The organism is Pararhizobium sp. IMCC21322, from assembly GCF_030758295.1.
GTDB lineage: Bacteria > Pseudomonadota > Alphaproteobacteria > Rhizobiales.
The window spans coordinates 4,076,835-4,098,015 of the sequence record NZ_CP132335.1 but is presented as its reverse complement, the minus strand read 5'-3'; the positions used below and the strand labels follow the sequence as shown (position 1 = coordinate 4,098,015).

Below are 21,181 nucleotides of genomic sequence, written 5' to 3'. Positions count from 1 at the left end.
TCGTGGCAGCAGCTGCCGCGCAATTGCGTGATTTTTTGTTCTGGTTCCGGTAAAGACATGAATGTATTTGATGCGGTCCTTGATGACCGGTTTTTACTCGGCCGGGGTGCGCACCGCAGCACTTATTCTCACCCGGATGATGACTCAAAGCTGATCAAAGTCGTTCATTACAAGGGCCGTGAGCGAGCCAGAAATCGAAAACGGTTCTGGTCGATGGGTCGGCGTCTGGATATGGACGGCAATGAGCGCGAGTTGCGGTCTATTGAATTGCTGAAAAATGCCGGTCAGTATGATTCGCGGTTTTTTCCGGCTTTTTTCGGATCGATCGAGACCAATCTTGGCCCAGGACTGGTGTTTGAAAAGCTCGGCTCCGGTCACGAAGAGCAGATTTATGATTTGAAAGTGCTTGAGCAAAAAAAGATCGCTCTTGAATTGCTCTCCAAAGAGCAAATCCTGGAACAATATGATGAATTGATTGCGTTTTTCGTGATGACAGATGTTCCAAATGTGGGCCTTGGAATTGAAAACCTTGCGGTTCTCGATCGCCCCGGCCACTCTCCGCAGCTCATGTGTTTTGATTTGAAATTCCTTGAAGACCGAAGTCTGGTGCCCGCAGCAGATTTGTTTTCCTGGGTCTCAAGACGGCGTGTCAAACGGCTTTTGGAACGCGCAAAGACCAAATTTTCGGTAAAACTCGGTGGGCATTCATAAATCGTGCTCCTTGCAATTTACGTCGCCACCATTGGTCCGGCCGGGCAGCGCAGAATAATAAATTGCAGGCGCAAAGCCTGACGCTGATCACCAGGTCTGACGGGAGGCAGCCAAAGAATCCGGAGTTGAAACGTGTGCCAGTCTGACCGGAGTTTACCCACCGCGTTACAACACTCGGCTGAACGCGGCTGGATAGACTGAAAAGACCTGCCACTTCACAAAGTGAAAGAAGCTGATTTTGTATCAGCCGACCTGTCTCTCAGAATACTGCCGGTCAAGCTGCAGCAATCAAGTCTTTGTAGGGTTCGGCGCATCCCCGATCATCGCCAACTGACAGAACAGGATCTTTCGGCATTGGAAGTCCGCAAAGATCAGCTGCGACCTTCAGTGCGGCGGCTGGGTTCTCAACCATATCCTCATACCGGACGATGCGCACATTTTCCGGGTTCTTCTGCTCCATCAAATCCATCATCTGATGATACCAGTCTATGTGCTCGCGGATCATGTCCATATCATATGCATAACTGTTTTCGTTCTGGTAGTGGCGCATGAAGATTCGCAAAGCGATATCATCCGCGTTGCGCTTGACAAAAAGAAACTTTGTATTGGGAAATACAATCGACATCAGGGCCGCATCGTTGATCCGTGAAGGGTGTGTATTGGTGAACACTTTGGCTGTGCCTGCGCGCCTGTTCAATTCCTCAAGATAGATTTTTCGACACTGGGGATAGAGCTGAGGTGGCAGCACTTCAAAATAGCGGTTTGTCAACAGACCGGCACCCTGAAAGGCCTGGCGGATGGCCGTATCTACGCACGGGTTTTCGTAACCACGCTTGACACCTTTCAGATTGGCCACCATCGTTTCCATTGATGTCTTGCCCGACCGCGAAGGACCAAGGATGAACAAAGTTGTCGGGCTGGTTTCGCCCTGTGCATCTGTAGCGGGTTTTACTGAATTCGAGCGCAACAGAGACAGGGTTTTGCTCTGACGTTCGCGCGTGCGCTCGGCGTTATCCCTTGAAATTTTCAGCATTGCCTTGTTCGCCGGAATCATGGCGTCCCAGGCTTCCTGGTGACGCCCGGCTTTGTCCAGCGCGGCAGCACGGATAAAGGCAATCATCGTGGGGTCAGAATCGCTTTGGTCAGGCCCTTTCAGATAGGCATCAAGCTCGTCCAGAAGATCAACCTTCAGCAATAGGGTTGGCAGGGCCGCGAGCGCAGCGAGAGGTTCAAAGCGTTTGTCGCCACCGGTGAGCAGGCGTTCGAAGGCGGCAATTGCATCTCGATTTTCCCCAAGGGATGAACAGGCCCATCCATATCCGGCGGTGGCTGGTGCCAGATCAGGATCAATCGTCCGAGCCTCGGCGAATACCTGTTTGGCATCCTCATATTCCATTTCGGCACGGTAGATTTCACCGAGTGTGACCAATACATTGACATCCTTCGGATCGAGTGCTCTGGCCTGTTCCAACGTATAGGCTGCGGTTTCAGGCGCTTTCAACTCCAGATACACGCCGCTCAATGCGGTCAGAGTGGCAATGCTGCGCGGGTTCTGCATGGCAGCACGGACCAGGCAATTCAGCGCCTGCTCATAATTTGACATGCCAGCGTAAATCAGCCCGAGCGTGTGCAGGGCGGCCATGTAATTGGGATGATCCTTAAGCAATGCCAGACAGGTTTTCCGGGCTTTTTCAAATTTGCCAGCCTGACGCAGCCGCTCCGATTGATCCAGCCTGATGAATGCATCCTGCAAGGGATTGGATGGCGTGATTTTCTCGTTGCCTGGCAGAGTTGCGGTTTTGAAGGGTTTTTGGGACACAATGGGGTCTCGAATGTTGACAACCCACTTGCCCTTGTGCCGATTCAGACCTCGTGCCGATCCAGACTGTGGGCGGGTTGTTGCTGGTTGCGCTATGGGCGATAAACTATTCGCACCTGTCAGACCAAGTCAAATACTCAGATGCGCCTCCGTCGGCAGACGTCATCAAGCGGTCATAAGAATCCGTCTGCACTGTCAGATGAATATTTGAACAAAACAACCGATAGTATTTCAGATCGTTAGGCACAACTTAGAGATCAGGCAAGTGGCATTCTTGTGTCACTTTTTTGCACCATGTTTTCCAAAAAAACCAATATGCGACGATTTGCCACTTGATCAGTGGATTTTGTGTTTACTTTTGCGTCGATTCTGAACCTAATTCAAACAGAACATAAGCATTTGCGCGATTCTGCGACCTTGGACAGGTCTAACCTGGACAGGGCTAATTGGTTTTATTGAGCGAGCATTTCGAGCATTTTTAGAATGATTAATATTCAGTCCCACCGGTGAAGGTTGGTTTGCGGTTGGGAACTGAAGATCAGGGGCATTGAAAGACATGAACAAGAAACTGATGATGTGTGGTGTGGCACCAGCAGCATTGCTGCTCGTTGCTTCGATGAGCTTGGCCAATGCGGCTGATCCGGTTGGTGAGGCGCCGCTGGCGGGCACCCCCTTTACCGGCTTTTATGTTGGTGGCCATACTGGCTATGGCAGTTCTGACTACGAGGGTAGATGGAGCTCGGGGTCGCCCATTGAGGGTTTTGACAATCGCGGAATGTTGTTTGGATTGCACGCCGGGCACAATTGGGAAATCATGCAGAATGTGCTTCTGGGTGTCGAAGGCGATATCTCAGTTGCGCCTTGGAAAGGGTCCTACTCCGAGGACGGCACATATGCTGTGTTCGGGCACTTAACCGGGATTGCATCGGTTCGTGCCAGACTTGGTTATGTGCTCGACGAAACTCTGATCTATGCGACTGGTGGTGTGGCGTTTGCGAGTTCCAATGCCGGTGGCGGTGACACTGCGCAGCACAACAGCAAAACCGAGTTGATTTTGGGTGGTGTTGCGGGTGCCGGTATCGAGTGGTTGCTGACTCCTGCTTTGGCGTTGCGAGCTGAGGGCTTGTATTACTGGTTTGATCAAAAGCAGAATATGGATGAATTTTCCGGGTATGGTGGCATTCAGGATGCCTGGGTTGCCCGGGTTGGTGCCAGTTGGTACTTTGATGGCTCCAAGCCGATGGACGACATGTATTCTGTCGCCGGTGATGCCTTTTCTGGATTCTATGTGGGTGCCCACACCGGCTATGGCAGTGCTGAATATGAGGGCAGGGCGGGGCCGGTCACTACTGAACCAACCATCCGCTCGTTCGACAATGAAGGTTATCTGGTTGGTGGACATGCTGGTTATAACTGGAAAACAGCTTCAAATTTTGTGCTGGGCCTTGAGGGTGATATCACAGTTGCACCATGGAATGGGGCTATTAGTGGTACGTCTACAAGTTCACGATTTGTAGCGGGCCATTTAAGTGGCATAGCATCATTGCGGGCACGACTTGGTTTCCAGGCAGACCAGGCGTTGATCTATGCGACCGGTGGTGTGGCGTTTGCAAGTTCACAGGGCTCGGGCGGTTATACGGTTCAGTTTAACAGAAAATCCGAGATTATTACAGGTGCTGTGGCTGGTGCGGGTATTGAGTGGATGGTCTCAGACAATGTCGCACTTCGGGCAGAGGGGCTTTATTATTGGTTTGATCAAGAGCAAAGTGGCAATGGTGGCACAGGCTTCGGTGGAATTCAGGATACCTGGATAGCCCGCGTTGGGGCAAGTTACTACTTCAACCCAGCTTCTGGGGATGATGCTGAGCCAATTGTAGCTGATTTCAGTGGTTTTTATGTAGGTGGCGGTGTTGGCTACGGCTCTGCCAATTATGCGGGCGATGCTGATCCATCTTCTTCGGCCAACTACTCTGCATCGCCGAATTTTGCCGGATATATGATTAGTGCTCATGCTGGCTATAACTGGCAAGTTGCTGATATGGTAATTGCTGGTGTCGAAGCGGACGCTGGCCTGAACCCTTGGGTGGGGGCTTCTATTGTTCCCGAGAATGATACGCACTTTATATCTGGGCAGCTTTCTGGGATTGCATCTTTGCGTGGTCGGTTGGGTATCCAGATGGATCGCAGCCTGATTTATGCAACCGGTGGCGTCGCGTTTGCCAGTTCAACCGCCAATGGCGGTTATACCGTGCAACTCAATCGGAAAGCCGAGATTATTGTCGGACCAGTTGCTGGTGCTGGTCTTGAATGGATGGCAACAGAAAAACTCAGCCTGCGCGCTGAAGGAATGTATTACTGGTTTGATCAGGAACAGAGCGGCAATGGCGATTCGGGCTATGGCGGTATTCAGAACACATGGCTGGCGCGTGTTGGCGCAAGTTGGCATTTCAACTAAACCGATTGTCGTATGTTAAAAAAAGCCCCGGACATTCCGGGGCTTTTTTTGCCTCCCTTTCGGAAGTGCCTGATTCCAGATGCCGAGGTTTTGCCGTGGAACTTTTCCGCCCATGAGCAGGGCTTGCGACAAGCGTTTTGCCCGCATGGAAAAGCGCCCGTAGACGCAAAGTGAAAAGAAGCCACCTGAATGATTAATATTGTCATGTCGGAAATAGCGCAGAAAATACAAAGTAACCTGATTGTGTAATACTGAAAATTATTCGCGCATACTTTTTGTGTCTGCGTTCAAATAAACACGCACTATTTCTCCTAGAATGGCGCGACATCGCATTTTGTAACAGGGTCTTTGATTATCAAACAAAATGCAGCGAATTGGACGATAATGTCGGAATTTGATCACGCAGCACAGCAATTTTGGCGCATTCCGGGTTCCCAGTCTGCGCAGTGTCGCGGAGACCGCACCTTACATGCACAATGGCAGTTTAAGCTCTGGACGCGGTGGCGGAGCATTATTCGAATATCGATATGGAACGCCTGCGCCTGCATGCTGATGGTGAAGCGCTGTTGAAACCGCTCAATTTGAATGATGAGCAGGTCAATGATCTGGTGCAGTTTCTGAAGACATTGTCGGGCCCGCTGCCGGATTTATAGAGATATTTATCGACCAGTAACATGCCATTCACACAGTTGTTCTAATTCGTTCGAACGACCTTCCAATAGAAATTTAAGGAGACGTTCCAATGAAGGCAAGAATCATGACCGGGCTTGCGCTGGCCTTGTCTGCCTCAACGGTACTGGCTCAAGCCGCACTGGCACAGGATGCCGTACCGCAGGCCAGCAATAGCTGGTATCAGGCCGGGCAAATTACACTTGCAGAAAAGCTTGCAGAACAGCCAAACACTGCGAAAGCAAAAAACATCATTCTTATGATTTCCGATGGAAATGGCGTTGGCACAAACTACGCGACCCGCCTCTATTACGGTCAGAAGGATGGGGGATTTGGTGACGAAGCTGTTCTTCCTCAAGAGCATTTCCCGAACCTTGCGCTGGTCAAGACTTACAATGTGAACGCACAGACCCCTGATTCAGCAGGTACCGGCACAGCCATGCACGCTGGTGTAAAAACCAAAGCGGGGGTGATCGGTGTTTCCGAGGGCCTGAACCGTGGCGACTGCAGCCAGGTTGAAGCCAACAAGGTCAAATCCATTGTGTCCGTGATGGACGAGATGGGCAAATCTGTCGGCGTAGTTTCCACGGCGCGTCTGACCCATGCCACATCTGCATCCGCATATGCACATTCTGCTGATCGTGATTTTGAAGACAATACTTCATTGCCTGAGGGGTGCTCCGTCAAGGATATCGCGGATCAGCTGATCGATGCTATGAAAGCTGGCACTGTTGATATTGCCATGGGTGGTGGCCGCCGCCATTTCCTGCCAAGCAATGTGACTGATTCTGAAGGCGAGCCCGGTCAGCGCACGGATGGTCGAAATCTGCTTGAAGAGGCAGCGTCTGCCGGTGTGCAGATTGTCTTCAATGATACTGAATTTGCCGCTTTGCCCATGGCTGACAATGCCTCTGTGCTGGGTTTGTTTGAATCCAGCCACATGAAATTTGAACATGACCGCACCGGCGAGCCGTCGCTTGCCGAGATGGTGGAAGCATCCATTAAAGGTCTGCAAAACAATGAAAACGGTTTCTTCCTGACAGTTGAAGCCGGGCGTGTTGATCATGCACTCCATGATGGCAACCTTTATCGCGCGGTGACAGATGGTGTGGCCTTTGCTGAGGCGGTCGCTAAAGCTGCTGAGCTGACCAATGCGCAAGACACTTTAATCATTGTTACCGCGGATCATGAACACGCCATTGCGTTCAATGGCTATTGCGGTCGCGGTACGCCGATTACCGGCCTGTGCTATGGCATTGACAAAGCCGGTATCAAGCATCTGGACACGCCAAAGACCGCAAAGGACGGCCAGCCCTACACGGTTGTTGGTTACCTGAATGGCGCGAGTTCTGTTCTGCGCAAAGACATGAATTATGCCGGTGTTCGCCCTGCAATTACTCAGGAAGAAGTGACCGATCCTGATTATCTGCAGCAGGCGCTCATTCCTATGGCCGGAGAAACGCATTCAGGCGAAGACGTTGCTGTGTATGCACGTGGCCCATGGGCACACCTTTTTGATGGAACGATTGAACAAAATTTCATTTTCCATGTGATGAAATACGCTGCAGAAGCCAATTGATGCCCGGTTTGGACGATGAAATGACAGGGTTCGTTTTTCATTGCGATCTTTTGCTGAAATCAAAAAATGTGATGTGACAGTGTTGCGTCTTGATAGGCGGTCTTTAAAAGTGTGGTCTCAACCCTATCTTGGGGTTCATGACACGTCGTAAATTTTTCAAATATCTCTCATTGTCCGGTATCGCAGCTGCTGTCGGCGGCGGATCCTGGTTTGCCTCGGTAAAGCCAGGGAACGCCTACTATTCCGGACCACCTGCATCCAATTTTGATGGCCGTGTGTTCTTCAATCCAAAAGGACAGGAGCCGCTTGGACTGAGAGATCTTCTGAAATGGCAGTTTGGAGAGGAGAAGGCGAAATGGCCTGAGGCCTATCCGAGCCCGTTTGAAGGGGCTGTGCCGGAAAAGAAGCGTGAGGATTTGACCATCACCATGATTGGTCACGCAACACTTCTGATTCAGGTCGCAGGCCTGAATTTCCTGACCGATCCGGTGTTTTCGGAGCGCGCCAGCCCCGTATCTTTTGTCGGGCCCAAACGCGTTGTAAAACCCGGAGTATCACTGGAGGATTTACCTCCAATTGATTGCGTATTGCTGTCGCATAACCATTATGACCACTTGGATATGTCATCTCTGACCGCTCTGGTAAATGCGCATGACCCGCTGATCATCACCCCCCACGGGAATGATACGATCATTCGCGAGGATATTGCTGATGCCCGGATCAAGACCGGTAACTGGGGGGATATTGCCACCGTCAATGATCAGGTAAACGTTCATTTTGAACCGGTTCATCACTGGTCTGCGCGGGGCGCGCGTGACCGGCGCATGGCTTTGTGGTCCGGTTTTGTGGTGGAAACGCCCGGTTCCAAAGTTTATGTGGTTGGCGATACCGGCTTTCACGGTGGGATCAATTATAGGGCCGCCGCTGAAAAGCATGGCAGGTTCGATGCAGCAATTCTGCCAATCGGTGCCTATGATCCGCGCTGGTTCATGGAAGCGCAGCACCAGAACCCCGAAGAAGCTGTTGAAGGACACATATTGTGCAACGCTCAAGTGTCCATTGCCCACCATTGGGGCACATTTCAGCTTACAAACGAGCCTATTGAGGAGCCGATTGAACGGCTCGCGGCTGCTCGTGCTGAGCGCGGGTTGCAAGACAGTTCATTCATTACTTTGCGGCCCGGAGAGGCCTACCAGCACAGTCTGGCTTAGGCAGACTTCATCAGATCGACAAAGCGCTGGAACAGATAGTGGCTGTCTTGCGGGCCCGGTGATGCTTCGGGATGGTGCTGAACGGAAAAGATCGGCTTGCCTTTGACCTGAAGTCCGCAATTGGAGCCGTCAAACAACGAAGTATGTGTGGGTTCCACGCCGTCGGGCAGGGTTGCCTCATCAACCGCGAAGCCATGATTCATACTGGTAATTTCCACCTTGTCGGTGGTGTGGTCCATGACTGGGTGATTGGCGCCGTGATGTCCCTGATGCATTTTTTTGGTTTTTGCGCCCAAGGCCAGAGCCAGTATCTGATGACCAAGGCAAATGCCGAACATGGGCAGCCCGCTGTCAATAAGCGTGCGAATTGTTGGAACGGCATAGGAACCGGTTGCTGCCGGATCTCCCGGACCGTTTGACAGAAAAATACCGTCCGGTTTGTGACCGAGAATAGTTTCTGCAGTGGCGGTGCCTGGAACAATGGTCACCTTGCATCCAAGACCGGCCAGAAGCCGCAGAATGTTGCGTTTCACGCCATAGTCGATTGCCACAATGTGCAAATCCGGATTGATCTGCTGGCCGTAGCCTTCCCCCCAAACCCAGGGTGTTTCGTCCCATTGCACGGTTTGCAGGGTGGATACGTCCTTCGCAAGGTCAATGCCTTCCATAGAGGGCAGGTCTGCCGCTCTGTTTGTCAGTTCGGCCGTATCAAATTTGCCGGTGGGGCTGTGAACGACGAGTGCGTTGATCATGCCGCCTTCGCGGATTTTGGATGTGAGTGCCCGCGTATCGATGCCGCAAATGCCAACAATGCCTCGCGCTTTCAGCCACTGGTCGAAATGCTGTCCGGCGCGGTAATTGGCGGGAGCGGTTATATCCGCCTTCAAAACACAGCCGCGTGCGCCATGGTCTGACGCAAGATTGAGACTTTCCAAATCTTCGTCATTGCTGCCAACATTGCCGATATGGGGAAAGGTAAAGGTGATGATCTGGCCAGCGTAAGACGGGTCTGTCAGAATTTCCTGATATCCCGTAATAGCTGTGTTGAAACAAACCTCACCTGCGGCTTCACCAACAGTGCCGCAACCCATGCCATAGAGGATGGTTCCGTCTGCAAGGACCAGAGCGGCCGTAGGAACTGGTTCCTGCCATCCTTGCAAGTTTTTGTCAGGCGCGGTCTGGCTGGTGGCTTGCATGAAACACTCCAAAGGCTTTCAGAAACGGGTTTTGACGCGGCAAATCGTCTTAGGTCTGGTCATTTTGTCTGTCAGAGGGCTCAGGCGGGGCTTACACAGCGCATTTCCTAGCCTCACGTCAGGGTCGGATCGCATGTCTTTGCAGGAAATTCAAGCCTGCTATGCACACTTTGCACGGACAAAGCCTTGTCAAACGGTCGCAAAATCTACACATAAGCGTCAAGAAGATGGTCAGAATTGCTTCAAATTCTGTCGAAAAATGGTATAGAGGCGGTACCGGCACGGTTTTCATAGAGAATCAAATTGCCGGGAAAAAAGCGCCTTCGTGATATTGAGTGCAAAAAAGGGTCATAGATCTACATGCGCGAACAAATTGCTGAAGCTTTGAATGAAGCTGTGAAGGCGCAGGATAAGAAGCAGGTATGTACCTTGCGGCTTATCAATGCTGCCATTAAAGACCGTGACATCGCATTGCGTGGTACCGGCAAGGACAAAGTCAGTGATGACGAAGTTCTGGGCCTGCTTGTCAAAATGATCACGCAGCGGGAAGAATCCTCCCGCCAGTATGAAAATGCTGGTCGGCTTGATTTGGCCGAGCGGGAACGCAAGGAGATGGAAATCATTCGTTCCTTCCTGCCGACCCAATTGCCCGCTGAAGAAGTGCGCAAAGCCGTTAAGGATGTTGTGGCCGATATTGGTGCCAACAGCCTGCGTGACATGGGTAAATGTATCAACACGTTGAAAAAGCGCTATCCGGGCCAGATGGATTTCTGTCAGGCCAGCGGTGTGGTGAAAGAGCTTTTGCAGTAATACGGCTCTGTCCATGCGGACTTTGAGTGTTTTTCACAGCTAGAGCATTTTTCAAGGCGTCGGGTTATGCTACCTGACGTCTTTCCTCTGACTTGCTGTTGAGCCCGAAAACCGCCCATGCGTTTTGATGACAGATTTCTGGATGATATACGCGCCCGCCTGAATATTTCAGATGTGGTGGGACGACGTGTGACCTGGGATCGCAAGAAGTCCCAACCCTCCAAGGGCGATTATTGGGCCTGCTGCCCGTTTCACAATGAAAAATCACCAAGCTTTCATGCAGATGATCGCCGTGCCCGTTACCACTGTTTCGGGTGTGGGCAGTCGGGCGATATTTTTCGTTTTCTGACCGAGACTGAAGGGGTTTCTTTTCCAGAGGCCGTTGAGCGGCTGGCGGGTGACGCGGGGTTGTCGCTGCCCGAGCGTGACCCGGAAGCTGAGAAACGGGCCAAGCGGCGCGGCTCGCTGTATGAAGTGATGGATTTGGCCAATGGCTTTTTCCAGCAGGCGCTGCAAAGTGCAGATGGTGCCGCAGCGCGGCGCTACCTCAGGGATCGGGGGCTTTCGCAGGCTATCCAGCAGGAATTCGGCATCGGCTATGCGCCGGACAGCCGCAATGCATTAAAGCAGTTCCTGGCCAGTAAAGATGTCTCGCAGGATGATATGGTGGAGGCCGGACTGCTGATTGCCGGGCCTGACATTTCTGTTTCCTATGATCGCTTTCGCAACAGGGTTATGTTTCCGATTGCGGATGCAAGAGGGCGCTGCATCGCGTTTGGCGGGCGCGCGCTTTCAGCAGACGTTCCGGCCAAATATCTGAATTCTCCGGAAACGCCGCTCTTTTCCAAAAGCTATCTTCTGTACAATCACCACCGTGCCCGCGAGCCTGTGCATCATGGCGCGCCGCTGTTGGTGGTTGAAGGCTATATGGATGTCATTGCCTGTGCTGCGCATGGACTGGATGGCGCTGTCGCGCCCATGGGCACTGCGCTGACAGAGGAGCAGATGCAGTTGTTGTGGCGCATGAATGACAGCCCTGTTCTGTGTTTTGACGGGGATGGGGCAGGGTTCAAAGCTGCCGGTCGTTCGGCCGATATGGCCATGACGCATCTTAAACCCGGTAAAACCGTTCGGTTTGTGTTGCTGCCGGACGGACAGGACCCTGATGATCTGCTGCGCAGTGCCGGACGTGATGCGATGGACACTTTTATTCGCAGCGCCAAACCACTCAGCGACATGGTCTGGTCGCGCGAAACCGAAAACGGTGTATTTGATACGCCAGAGCGCCGGGCCGAGCTGGAAGACCGGATACGCGGTCTGACGCGCATCATGACCAATGATACGATCCGACGCCATTATGAGCAGGAATTTCGTGAGCGGCTTCAGGCGTTCTTCGGTCACTCGTCCGGGAAGGGCTCTAACAGACGCGCTGGTGGCTTTGCCGGCAAGGCCAAGGCAGGCGGGCGCAAAGCCGCGTTTTCTGTCAGCCGCAGCCTGTCACAGAGCCCGTTGGTTTCAAGTTTTGCTGCTGGAAACCGCAGTTCCATCATTTCACCACGCAATGCGGTGCTGCTGATGACGATGATCAATCATCCGGTGCTGCTGGACCGGCATGATGATGCTTTTTCTACGCTGCAATTTGATCAGGGCGAGTTGAACAAGCTGCATCAGGTTCTAGTCGGTATTCTGGCAGAAGACCCCGAACAGAATGCTTCAGCAATCAAGGATGCGCTGGTGCGGCGCGGCTATGAAACGCTTTTGCGCCGACTGGAACACACTCTGGCTTCGGTGGGGCTGTGGCAGACGCGGGAACAGGCAGACCCCATTGACGCGGAGGAGGGCTGGCGTCAGGCGCTCGCGCTTCACGAAAAAGGTGCGGTTTTACGTGATGAGTTGCGCGCGGCAGAATTGGCACTGAATGAAGAGGCAACAGAAGCCAATTTCGCGAGGCTGGTCGAAATTCAGCATGATCTGGAAAGCAATGAACACATTCATGCACTCATTGAAGGGTTTGGCGCTTTGTCAGGCCAGTAAATGCTCCAACCGGCCCTGATGTCACGCGGTCTGCACCTTTGTGTTCTTCGTTGCCTCTTTATCCGTTGATTTTTTCCATCCTCCAAACAGCAGATAATAGCCGCTTGGGACGAAAAAGAGTGTGAGGATGGAGGCAACGGCCAAGCCACCAATCATGAGTGTTGCCATGGGTTCAAACAGCGCACCACCGGCGATTGCCATGGGCATTAGACCAAACACGGTCGTTAATGAGGTCAGCATTATGGGGGTAAGACGTTTTTTGGCAGCTTCAATGATTGCTGTACGCAGTTCGTGTGTCTGGCGCTCAATGTCAATTTGATCGATGAGCACAATGGCGTTGTTGATGATGATGCCTGCCAGAGAAATCATGCCCAAAATAGCAAAGAATGACAGAGGTTGACCCGCAAACAACAAAGCGAGCGGCGCACCAATGATAATCAGTGGAATGGTCATGAAGGTCAAAGCCACGCGTCGGGCCGAATTGAATTGGAACATGAGTGCAAACAACATGACTGTAAGGGCAGCCGGAACGCCCGCACCGAGTTTTGCATTCACGTCGGCGCTGTCGGCGGTTTCACCTGCAATGCGCAACTTGTAGCCGGGACCCAAATTCAGTGCATCCAGTTTGGGTTGAGCGTGCGCCAGTAATTCACCGGCGCTCAAAGTGTCGCTCTTGGCGGAAATTGTAATCAACCTTTGCTGATTTTCCCGGCGAAACTGGGAGTATTCCAGAATGGGCGAAAATGTTGCTACCCGGTCCAGCGAAACAAGCTGGCCATTTGCCGTGATTGAGAGATCTCTCAAATCCTCAAGACTGTCGCGGAAGACGGGTGAAGCACGCACGACAATGGGAATTGCATCGCTGCCATCTCGAAAGTCGGACACTTTTGCACCTGAAAAATAGGCTTCCATAATGTCGGAAATATCTTCGGATGTAACGCCCAGTTCGCGGGCCTTGTCCTGCGCGATGTTGATAATGATTTTCAGGGTTTTATTGCCCCAGTCATTCTCATTTTGAACAAGGCCGGGGGCGGATGCAAAAGCAGTTTCAACCTCGTCGGCGAGTGACAGCAAGCGATCCGCATCCGGTCCCGTGATCTTGATCTGCACAATACCGGATTCAGAGCCACCCATGGCGAGCCGTTTGACTTTGAAACGAGCGGATGGGTGATTTCTCAACAGGTACTCTTGTGCACGCTGAGAGGCGGTGATTGCCCCGTCAAAATCGACTGTATTGACGAGCAGGAAAGCACTTGCGGGGTTGGTATCAGCCGGATTGAGCGCGAGATAGAAGCGCGGACCACCATCGCCCACATAAATAACTGTGTTTGAGACTTCCGGGTTGGCTGTTTCGTCTGACAACCATTTTTCAACAGCAAGGGCCTCAGCTTCCGTGGCTGAGATGGAGGTTCCCTTTGGCATGTCCAGATAGATCAGAAACTGATTGCGGGCGCCAAGCGGAAACATTTCGCTTTTGACTGATCCGAACAATGTCGCTGCCAAAACAACCAGCAGGTAGGAGGCCAGCACAACAATGAGGGACAGGCCTAGCGTGCGTTCCAGAACAGCGCCATATACGCGCACCAGACGACTGGGCTTCGGCTCAGCAGGGACTGTGTTGCGCTTGGAAAACCAGACAACAAGGGCAGGCAGAATGTAGAGCGCGGAAATCCAGGATCCAACCAGCATGGTGCCTACGACAGCGCCAAGGGAAAAACCGTATTCGCCCTCTGTGCCTTCCAGAATGAGAAGCGGCAGAAAGGCTGAAACTGTTGTCACAGAGGCGACGGCCAGCGGAACTGAGAATTGTTTGCCTGCAGCCATTGCAGCTTCTTTGGGGACCATTCCTTTGCTTATTCTGCCTTGAATGTCTTCGACGATGACAAGACCATTATCGACCAAAAGCCCCAGCGAAATGATGATGGCGGCAATGGAGACCTGTTGCAGCTCGATGCCCAGATATTGCATGCCGATCATGGAAAACATGACGGCAAAGGGCACAATGCTGGCAATCACAAACGCGGAGCGAAAGCCCAGGAACACCAGCATGACCAGCAGCACGACAGCGAAGGTCTGGGCCACGTTGACCAGCGCATTGTTGATGGCGCTGGTGACCTTCTCTTCCTGATAGGTGGCAAAATTATAAGAAATGCCGATGGGCTGGGTCAGCTCATGAGCAATGACTGCTTCTTTCAGGATGAGCCCGAGTTTTTGAATATCTTCACCATCGGTCATCTCGACCGCAACAGTGACGGCGGGTTGACCATTAAAGTAAACCGGCTTTGCCTTTGGATCGACATAGCCACGGCGGACGGTGAGGAGCTCCTTCAGCCGTACAAAGCCGCTCAGGCCGCTGACCTTTGTCAGCACGTCCTCCACGGCTTCAACGCTCTGCAGATCGCCATTTGCTTCCAGAATAAGCGTGGTGCCGCCTGCATCAATTTCGCCTGCTGGCAGAATCACATTCTGAGCCTGCAAATCATTCAGGACCTGTGTAATCTGAACGCCGACTGCTGCCAGTTTGCGAGAGTCAATTTCCAGCCAGATGCGTTCTTCCTGTTCGCCATAGAGGGTAACGCGGCCAATGCCATCCAGTGTGTAAAGCTGGTTGCGCAGCCTGTCTGCTGCGTCATAGATTTCGGCATAGGAATAGCCTTCGCCTGTAACTGCGACAGAGGCAATGGACACATCACCATAGTCTGTGTTGATGAAGGGGCCTTCGGTTCCCTGAGGCAGTTCATCATTCAGGTTCTGCATTTTGTTGCGAATGTCCTGAAACACGGCATCTACATCCGCCTTGGCAACGGCGTCAGAAACCTCGAGATTGACCACCGCGCTGCCAGTGGTGATCAGGGTCTTGATGTCGTCAATCTCGGCAATTTCACGCGCCTTACGCTCAATCGGTGTGACGATCAGGTCTTCCATGCGCTTGGGTGCCATGCCGGGGAATTGGGCCGTGACCACCGCTGTACGAATGGTAATTGCAGGATCTTCACGTTTGGAAAGCCCGGAATAGACAATCAGCCCCTGAAGGATGAGTGCGATCATAACCAAAATGGTCAAACGTGAATTGTTGAGGCCGAAGCCGGTCAGGAAATTCATGGCTGATCTCCTACTGGCTGTCAGTCAACGGAACGACTTTCTGTCCATCGCGCAGGAAGGAAACTCCGGCTGAAGCAACCCGATCACCAATGGCAAGGCCATCAATTATAATCAGTTGGTTTTCGCGCACGCCGCCTATGGTTATGTCGCGCTTTTTAACCGTGCTGGTGGCTTCGTCAAACACAAAAACCGTGGTGCCTGTCGGATTATCCGGACCGGCATCGGGGTCCAGTTGGCCATTCAGTGGCAGAACAGTGAGCGGCAGCAGGAAGCCGTTTCCAGTGGGCACAGGAAATTCAATTGAGACTTCGATAGCCATGCCTGCCTTCAGCTCAGGGCGCGTTTCGGAAAGACTGATGACCAGCGGGAAAGAAGACACGGTATCTGCCCGCGAACCCAATTCGCTAACGATGCCTGGCAGAACAATATCAGGATTATCGGCTAACCGAACGGACACAGCTTTTCCAACCACAAGCTGTTGGGAGACGGTGTAACTGACGGAGAATGAAGCTTCGAAACTATCAGTCTTGTAGATGGTCGCTACCGGAGCACCCAGAGTGACATTGGCAAAAGATTCCACTTCCACTGAATTGATCACGCCATCATATGGGGCCATCAGATCGGTTTTGGACAGGTTTTCTTCTGCGCTTTCTGCCTGTTTTTGTGCCTGGGCAAACTGGGCAGCCGTTGCCTGCATATTAGCCCGCGCATCATCCACTTGTGCCTTTGTGGTCACGCCTCGTTCCAACAGCGTATTAAGGCGTTCAAAAGTTGATGCAGCGTTTTCGGCATTGATGCGGGCCTGCTCAGCGGCAGCTTTTGAAGCATCCAATTGCAGGGTAAGGGCTGTCCGATCCAATTGGGCTAGAATGTCACCTTCATTGAAAGTCTGCCCAACGCTCAAATCAACCGGCCCCAGCTTGCCAGCAGTTTCAAACGACAAGGTGGTGACTTCAGCCGGTTGCAGAACGCTTGGGAAGCGCCGCGACGTGGTTTGTTGTTGATCCTCCACCAACACAGTTTTCAGGCCGCGTACGGCCTCCTGTCCCGAGCTGGAATCCTTTTCATCTTCGCCACAGGCGGCCAGCAGCAGTGCTGAGCAAAGGATAATCGTCAGTCGTGAAATCATTGGAAAGACCATTTTCATTTTTGGAAGGTCTGGGTTGGAGTGTCTGGGTTGAAATATTTGGGTTTGAATGTCCGGTTTGCTTATCAAGCACGATTGCAGGGTACAATTCAATTTTGATCGAACACCATAGCACCAGCGCCGACCAGACCTGAATTGTCAGCAAGCGCAGCTTTCACGATTGGGATATTCTGAAAGGGCGGCATTGCAGCGCTTTTTACGCGGTGTGAAATTCCAATGGACAGAAGGTCAAAGCCGTTTGAAAGCCCGCCGCCCAGTATTATGCAATCCGGGCTGTAGAGATGCATTAAATTGACTAACCCTATGCCAAGCCATTGGGCCGTTTCGTCAACAAGAAGTCTTGCTTCCTTATTATCGTTGGTGGCGGCTGCGAATACGGCGCGGGCATCGGATAGGCCTATTGTTCTGGCCATTTTGTCGAGGGCTGACCCAGACGCCAATGCTTCCCAGCATCCTTTATTGCCGCAGGCACACAGTGGCCCGTCTGGCGCGATGGTCATATGGCCGAAATGGGCTGCCATGCCCTTACGGCCGTGAAGCAGATTGCCATCCACCACAGCGCCGCCACCAATGCCGGTGCTGGCTGTTACATAAACCAGGTTTTCCAAGGTTTGACCGGCCCCGAACTTCCATTCCCCATAGGTTGCTGCGATTGCATCATTTTCCAGCAAAACCGGCCAGGGAACGCGTTGCGCCAGAAAAGCCTGAATTGGAAAGTCAGTGAAGCCGGTAATTGTTGGCGTAGAGAGGGCAAGCCCGGCCTTTGTATCCAGTGGACCTGGAGCGCACAGGCCTAGTCCGCAAATCTGTTGCGGTTCGACGCTTTGGGCGACTTCTTTTGCCAGTGCTTCAATCTGTTGCAAGACAGTTTCTGGGCCACTGGACGCAAGGGTCGCGGTTTCAGCCCGCTTCACAATGCTGCCGTCGGCTGTGATTAATGCTGCGCGCAGCCTCGTGCCACCCAGATCAACGCCGATTGCAAACGGCGCTTTTATCATTCTGGGCCTTGCAACCCGGCTAACCAGGATATGCGCGCTTCCAGATCTTCGGCGCCAAATGCCAGTGATCCGAGCACAACTGTCTCTGCGCCAGCGGCAATCAGATTGGGGACCGTGTGCTCACGAATGCCGCCATCTGCTGCTAGAACACACCGTTTTCCGCTCTCGCGATTTGCGATCAAAGATTGTGCTTCCCCCAGTCTGGCAGGCGCTGCTGCATCGAGACCCTGGCCTTTGACGCCGATGGCTGTGCCAAGCAAAGTCAGAAACCGGATATTCTCCATGAAGGGCGCAAAAGCGGTTACGGGAGTTTCAACCCGCGCCACCAGGCCAGCAGGAACATCCAATTTTTCCAAAAGCGCAAAGGCGTCTTCAGCGACTGCTTTGTTTTCAACATGAAAGCTGATCAGATCGGCACCGGCCTCGGCAAATTGCTCTATCTGAGACAGCAATACACTGTCAGCAACCATCAGGTGGATATGAAGCGGCAGGCCGGTCTGTTCTCGCAATGCACCCACCATATCCGGGAAGATCAGCAACGCTGGTGCAAAATGGCCATCTGCCACATCGAGATGGAGGATGTCCGCATGGGGAGATATGCGCTCCAAATCAGCAGACAGGTTCATCAGATTGGCCGACCAAATCGAGAATTCGGCTATGCAATGATCTGTTGGAAGGAGTTCAATCCAGTCTTTTGGTGGCTGTGGCATCAGGAATGGTCTTTCAAAAATTGATCAAGCGCACCGCTGAACTCAGAGACATACGCCCCTTCGTCAACGGTTTTTGGTGTAATGTTGACGCGTATTGCGCCTGAAATGGCGGTTGCCAAATCATCGGCTAGATGGACGGGATGAACATAGTCCTTATCATTCGCGATGATCAGGGTTGGCACCTTTATGTCTGTGATTTCGGCGACCGTGACACCTGGACCATCATTTGCAATTCGGCGCAGCAGTTCTGCTGTGACGACTTGTGGTGTCCGGTCAAACATATTCATCAGCGACGTCAGATTGCCCGGCGCGCCTTGCTGTAAAATGGATGCCGAAGGGGAGGCGAGAAAGAGTCTTTTAGCCTCAGCGATATCTTGTGTGGCCAGCAAGTCACCGATTTCGACGAGAGGTTTGAGGTTTTCAGGTGCAGGGTCCGTGAACCAGGCGGGACGCGCTAGAATGAGTGCCGAAACCAGATCAGGCCGTTTGATTGCCAGGCGCAATGAGATAGCGGCACCCATGGAAATGCCACCGACAATGCAAGGTGCCTGAATATGCCGGTCGATAAAGGCAATCAGATCATCTGCGAATGTGGCGATTGAGAATTGATCAACAGGGCCGGGTTCCGAAGCGCCATGCCCGCGACAGTGCATCAGATAATGACAGTGTGTGCCATTGAGAGGCACAACATTGACGGTCTGAAGCGGGTCTGCGCCCAGACCGTGCTGGAGTACCACGGGCACTCCTTTCTGGTTGGCCCGGAAGGCTGCAATTTTTTGGCCGCTGCGCATAAGGGGCAGCGGGGAATAATTATCCATCAACGCAACTGCTTCAGTTTTTTGCGCAGAAATTTTGCAACTCTTGGCGCATCTTCTGCTGGCAGCCCATGGGTGACCAATGGTCCCTCAAAACCGCTATCTGACAATGCCTGCAGATAGTGGGTGTAATCCAGAACGCCTTTGCCCGCAGTGGTGAAGCTGCCATCAGCCATACGGTCTTTTGCATGAGCCATGACGAGATGTTCCGCCACGGTTTCAACGGCCTGCGAAACGAGATGCTTTTGCTCTGCAAGGCTGGTCTGTTCGAAGAGGTTTGCCGCGTCCAGCACAATTTTCAACCTGTCGCTTTTGAGTTGTTGGATCAGACGGATTGCCTTCGCGCTTGAATTCACCACATTGTCCAGTTCCGGTTCAATACCGAGATGGACATCGTGGGTCTCGGCTATTTTGATTGCGCTTTCCATCGCAAGCAATAGATCACTCCAAGCCCGCATGCTGTCATTATCAGGGTGGCCTTGCCATTGGTCATCGGAATTGCGGGTGCCTGTACAAAGCGTCAACAGTTCGGTTCCCATTGCCTTTGCATTAGCTGCAATGACTTCCAGCTTGCGGAGCCCTTCTTTCCGAACACTTACATCTGGGTGAATCATATTAAATGTTGCAGAGACGGCAACAATCGGGATGTTAGTCTCTTCGCTTGCAGCCCGGACTGCATTGGCCGTTGCGTCATCGATCTCATCCGGCATGGACGCTAATCCAGAACAGCTCATATTGTATTGGGTGCAGACGAAACCTGCCTTCTGTACGGCATTGACCGCCTGTAACGGATTGTCTGCCGGAAAGGTTTTGGCAAAGATACCAAGCTGCATCACAGTGTTCCCTTTGCTTGGGATAGTTGCACCGGCTTTCCGGTGTGAACTGAATCCCTGATTGCCAGCATGGCTTGCACGCTTGCAAGACCGTCTTCGATATCAGCCCCGGTCATTGGGGTGTTGTTTAGAATTGTCTCTGCAAAACCTTCGACCTGGCGGCGGTAGAAATGCCCGTCAGCGCCCAGGACGCGTGTTGAGGCACCATCCCGCTCTCGGAAAATGTCGACTTCGGAACTTTTGTAATACCAGGGATTGAATGTCTTGCCGATAACCGACCCATTCTCACCGTAAATCTGAAAGCCCTCATGCCAGTCCATGCGCACGGCCACGGTCAGATCAAGATGACCCAAAGTACCGTTTGCAAATTCAACATCTACGAACCAGCAATACATGCCTTTTTTGTCTGAAATGCGCGCATTGACCGAGATTATCTCACCGCCAAAATAGCGTGCAGTGTCAACAAGATGGCTACCATGAGCCAACATGTAGTACCGCTCCAGGTCAGCCTTGGGGTTGTGATCCGGCTTACGAGCCTGATCGGATGCGATGATGAGAGGCTGAACTGCATCTGTCATGGCGTAACGATGGGTGCTGTCGCAATACCAGGCTTTCAGAGCAACCATGCTGCCCATCTCATCCTTTATGAATTCGTGCGCCGCCTGAAGCCCCGCATCATAGCGTTTCATATGCCCTATCTGGAAGATTTTACCGCTGTCACGCACTGCGGCGGACAGGCGTTCTGTCTCTTCCAGGCCTGTGGCGACCGGTTTTTCGCACAGAACATGCTTGCCTGCCTGCAGCGCCAGAATTGAGGCATCTACATGAAAGGCATCGGATGTGGCTATGATGACAGCGTCCAGTGCCGGGTCAGCCAGCATAGTGTCATAATTGGCAAAGGTTTTGTCGGGATTGTGAATCCATGCCATGCGTTCGCGCAGGTCGTCGGCGACATCGCAAATGGCATAAAGGCGAGCGTTTTTTGCCTTGGTGCAGCTTTCGAAATGGGCGGACTGAGCTATCGGGCCACAGCCCAGAACACCAATATTCAGTTGCGTTTCGCTCACATTCTCTCCCTTGTCGGCAGCACCG

16 protein-coding genes are annotated in these 21,181 nt (G+C 52.5%); 7 read left to right on the top strand and 9 right to left on the bottom strand.

Annotation, left to right across the window (positions count from 1 at the left end; genetic code table 11):
- The first annotated feature begins 57 nt into the window (after window positions 1-57).
- Entirely contained in the window at window positions 58-711 is a 654-nt protein-coding gene (locus RAL91_RS19380; RefSeq protein ID WP_306257896.1) for a YrbL family protein, read from the top strand.
- A gap of 274 nt (window positions 712-985) precedes the next feature.
- Here RAL91_RS19380 and RAL91_RS19375 read toward each other — a convergent pair whose 3' ends face one another.
- Window positions 986-2,530, bottom strand: coding sequence for a tetratricopeptide repeat-containing sulfotransferase family protein (locus tag RAL91_RS19375; RefSeq protein WP_306257895.1), 1,545 nt, complete (start codon window positions 2,528-2,530; stop codon window positions 986-988).
- 556 nt (window positions 2,531-3,086) lie between these two features.
- Between RAL91_RS19375 and RAL91_RS19370 the strand changes: the two genes are divergently transcribed.
- The 4 genes from RAL91_RS19370 to RAL91_RS19355 all read left to right on the top strand — a co-directional run bounded on the left by RAL91_RS19370 (window position 3,087) and on the right by RAL91_RS19355 (window position 8,444).
- Window positions 3,087-4,985, top strand: coding sequence for an outer membrane protein (locus RAL91_RS19370; RefSeq protein WP_306257894.1), 1,899 nt, complete (start codon window positions 3,087-3,089; stop codon window positions 4,983-4,985).
- A gap of 527 nt (window positions 4,986-5,512) precedes the next feature.
- A complete protein-coding gene (locus tag RAL91_RS19365; RefSeq protein WP_306257893.1) occupies window positions 5,513-5,638 on the top strand; it encodes a hypothetical protein in 126 nt (41 codons plus the stop codon).
- An 89-nt stretch (window positions 5,639-5,727) separates the two neighbouring features.
- Window positions 5,728-7,233 (top strand): alkaline phosphatase, encoded by a 1,506-nt coding sequence (locus RAL91_RS19360; RefSeq protein WP_306257892.1) that lies wholly within the window; start codon window positions 5,728-5,730, stop codon window positions 7,231-7,233.
- Between the two features lie 137 nt (window positions 7,234-7,370).
- Window positions 7,371-8,444 carry an MBL fold metallo-hydrolase gene (locus RAL91_RS19355; RefSeq protein WP_306257891.1) on the top strand — a complete coding sequence of 358 codons (1,074 nt, stop codon included), beginning with the start codon at window positions 7,371-7,373 and terminating at the stop codon, window positions 8,442-8,444.
- On the opposite strand, the gene carA is transcribed toward RAL91_RS19355, so the two are convergent.
- Window positions 8,441-9,640, bottom strand: coding sequence for a glutamine-hydrolyzing carbamoyl-phosphate synthase small subunit (carA, locus tag RAL91_RS19350; protein WP_306257890.1), 1,200 nt, complete (start codon window positions 9,638-9,640; stop codon window positions 8,441-8,443). The two genes, RAL91_RS19355 and carA, sit on opposite strands and share 4 nt — an antisense overlap.
- A 360-nt stretch (window positions 9,641-10,000) precedes the next feature.
- Between carA and RAL91_RS19345 the strand changes: the two genes are divergently transcribed.
- Both RAL91_RS19345 and dnaG read left to right on the top strand, forming a co-directional pair.
- On the top strand, window positions 10,001-10,450 hold the full coding sequence (locus tag RAL91_RS19345; RefSeq protein ID WP_306257889.1) for a GatB/YqeY domain-containing protein: 450 nt from the start codon (window positions 10,001-10,003) through the stop codon (window positions 10,448-10,450).
- 117 nt (window positions 10,451-10,567) lie between these two features.
- Window positions 10,568-12,484 carry a DNA primase gene (dnaG, locus tag RAL91_RS19340; RefSeq protein WP_306257888.1) on the top strand — a complete coding sequence of 639 codons (1,917 nt, stop codon included), beginning with the start codon at window positions 10,568-10,570 and terminating at the stop codon, window positions 12,482-12,484.
- 21 nt (window positions 12,485-12,505) lie between these two features.
- Here the strand turns inward: dnaG and RAL91_RS19335 are convergent, their stop codons facing one another.
- From RAL91_RS19335 to RAL91_RS19305, 7 genes are all read right to left on the bottom strand, one after another.
- Window positions 12,506-15,586: an efflux RND transporter permease subunit gene (locus tag RAL91_RS19335; protein WP_306257887.1), complete on the bottom strand. Its 3,081-nt coding sequence runs from the start codon at window positions 15,584-15,586 to the stop codon at window positions 12,506-12,508.
- 10 nt (window positions 15,587-15,596) lie between these two features.
- Window positions 15,597-16,715: an efflux RND transporter periplasmic adaptor subunit gene (locus RAL91_RS19330; RefSeq protein WP_306257886.1), complete on the bottom strand. Its 1,119-nt coding sequence runs from the start codon at window positions 16,713-16,715 to the stop codon at window positions 15,597-15,599.
- A 107-nt stretch (window positions 16,716-16,822) separates the two neighbouring features.
- Window positions 16,823-17,731, bottom strand: coding sequence for an ROK family protein (locus RAL91_RS19325; protein WP_306257885.1), 909 nt, complete (start codon window positions 17,729-17,731; stop codon window positions 16,823-16,825).
- Window positions 17,728-18,441, bottom strand: coding sequence for a ribulose-phosphate 3-epimerase (locus RAL91_RS19320; RefSeq protein WP_306257884.1), 714 nt, complete (start codon window positions 18,439-18,441; stop codon window positions 17,728-17,730). The genes RAL91_RS19325 and RAL91_RS19320 overlap by 4 nt, the downstream gene beginning before the upstream one ends.
- Window positions 18,441-19,178 (bottom strand): alpha/beta fold hydrolase, encoded by a 738-nt coding sequence (locus RAL91_RS19315; RefSeq protein WP_306257883.1) that lies wholly within the window; start codon window positions 19,176-19,178, stop codon window positions 18,441-18,443. The genes RAL91_RS19320 and RAL91_RS19315 overlap by 1 nt, the downstream gene beginning before the upstream one ends.
- Window positions 19,179-19,258: 80 nt before the next feature.
- Window positions 19,259-20,089 carry a sugar phosphate isomerase/epimerase gene (locus RAL91_RS19310; RefSeq protein ID WP_306257882.1) on the bottom strand — a complete coding sequence of 277 codons (831 nt, stop codon included), beginning with the start codon at window positions 20,087-20,089 and terminating at the stop codon, window positions 19,259-19,261.
- On the bottom strand, window positions 20,089-21,156 hold the full coding sequence (locus RAL91_RS19305; RefSeq protein ID WP_306257881.1) for a Gfo/Idh/MocA family protein: 1,068 nt from the start codon (window positions 21,154-21,156) through the stop codon (window positions 20,089-20,091). Before RAL91_RS19305 ends, RAL91_RS19310 begins: the two co-directional genes overlap by 1 nt.
- Between the last annotated feature and the right edge of the window lie 25 nt (window positions 21,157-21,181).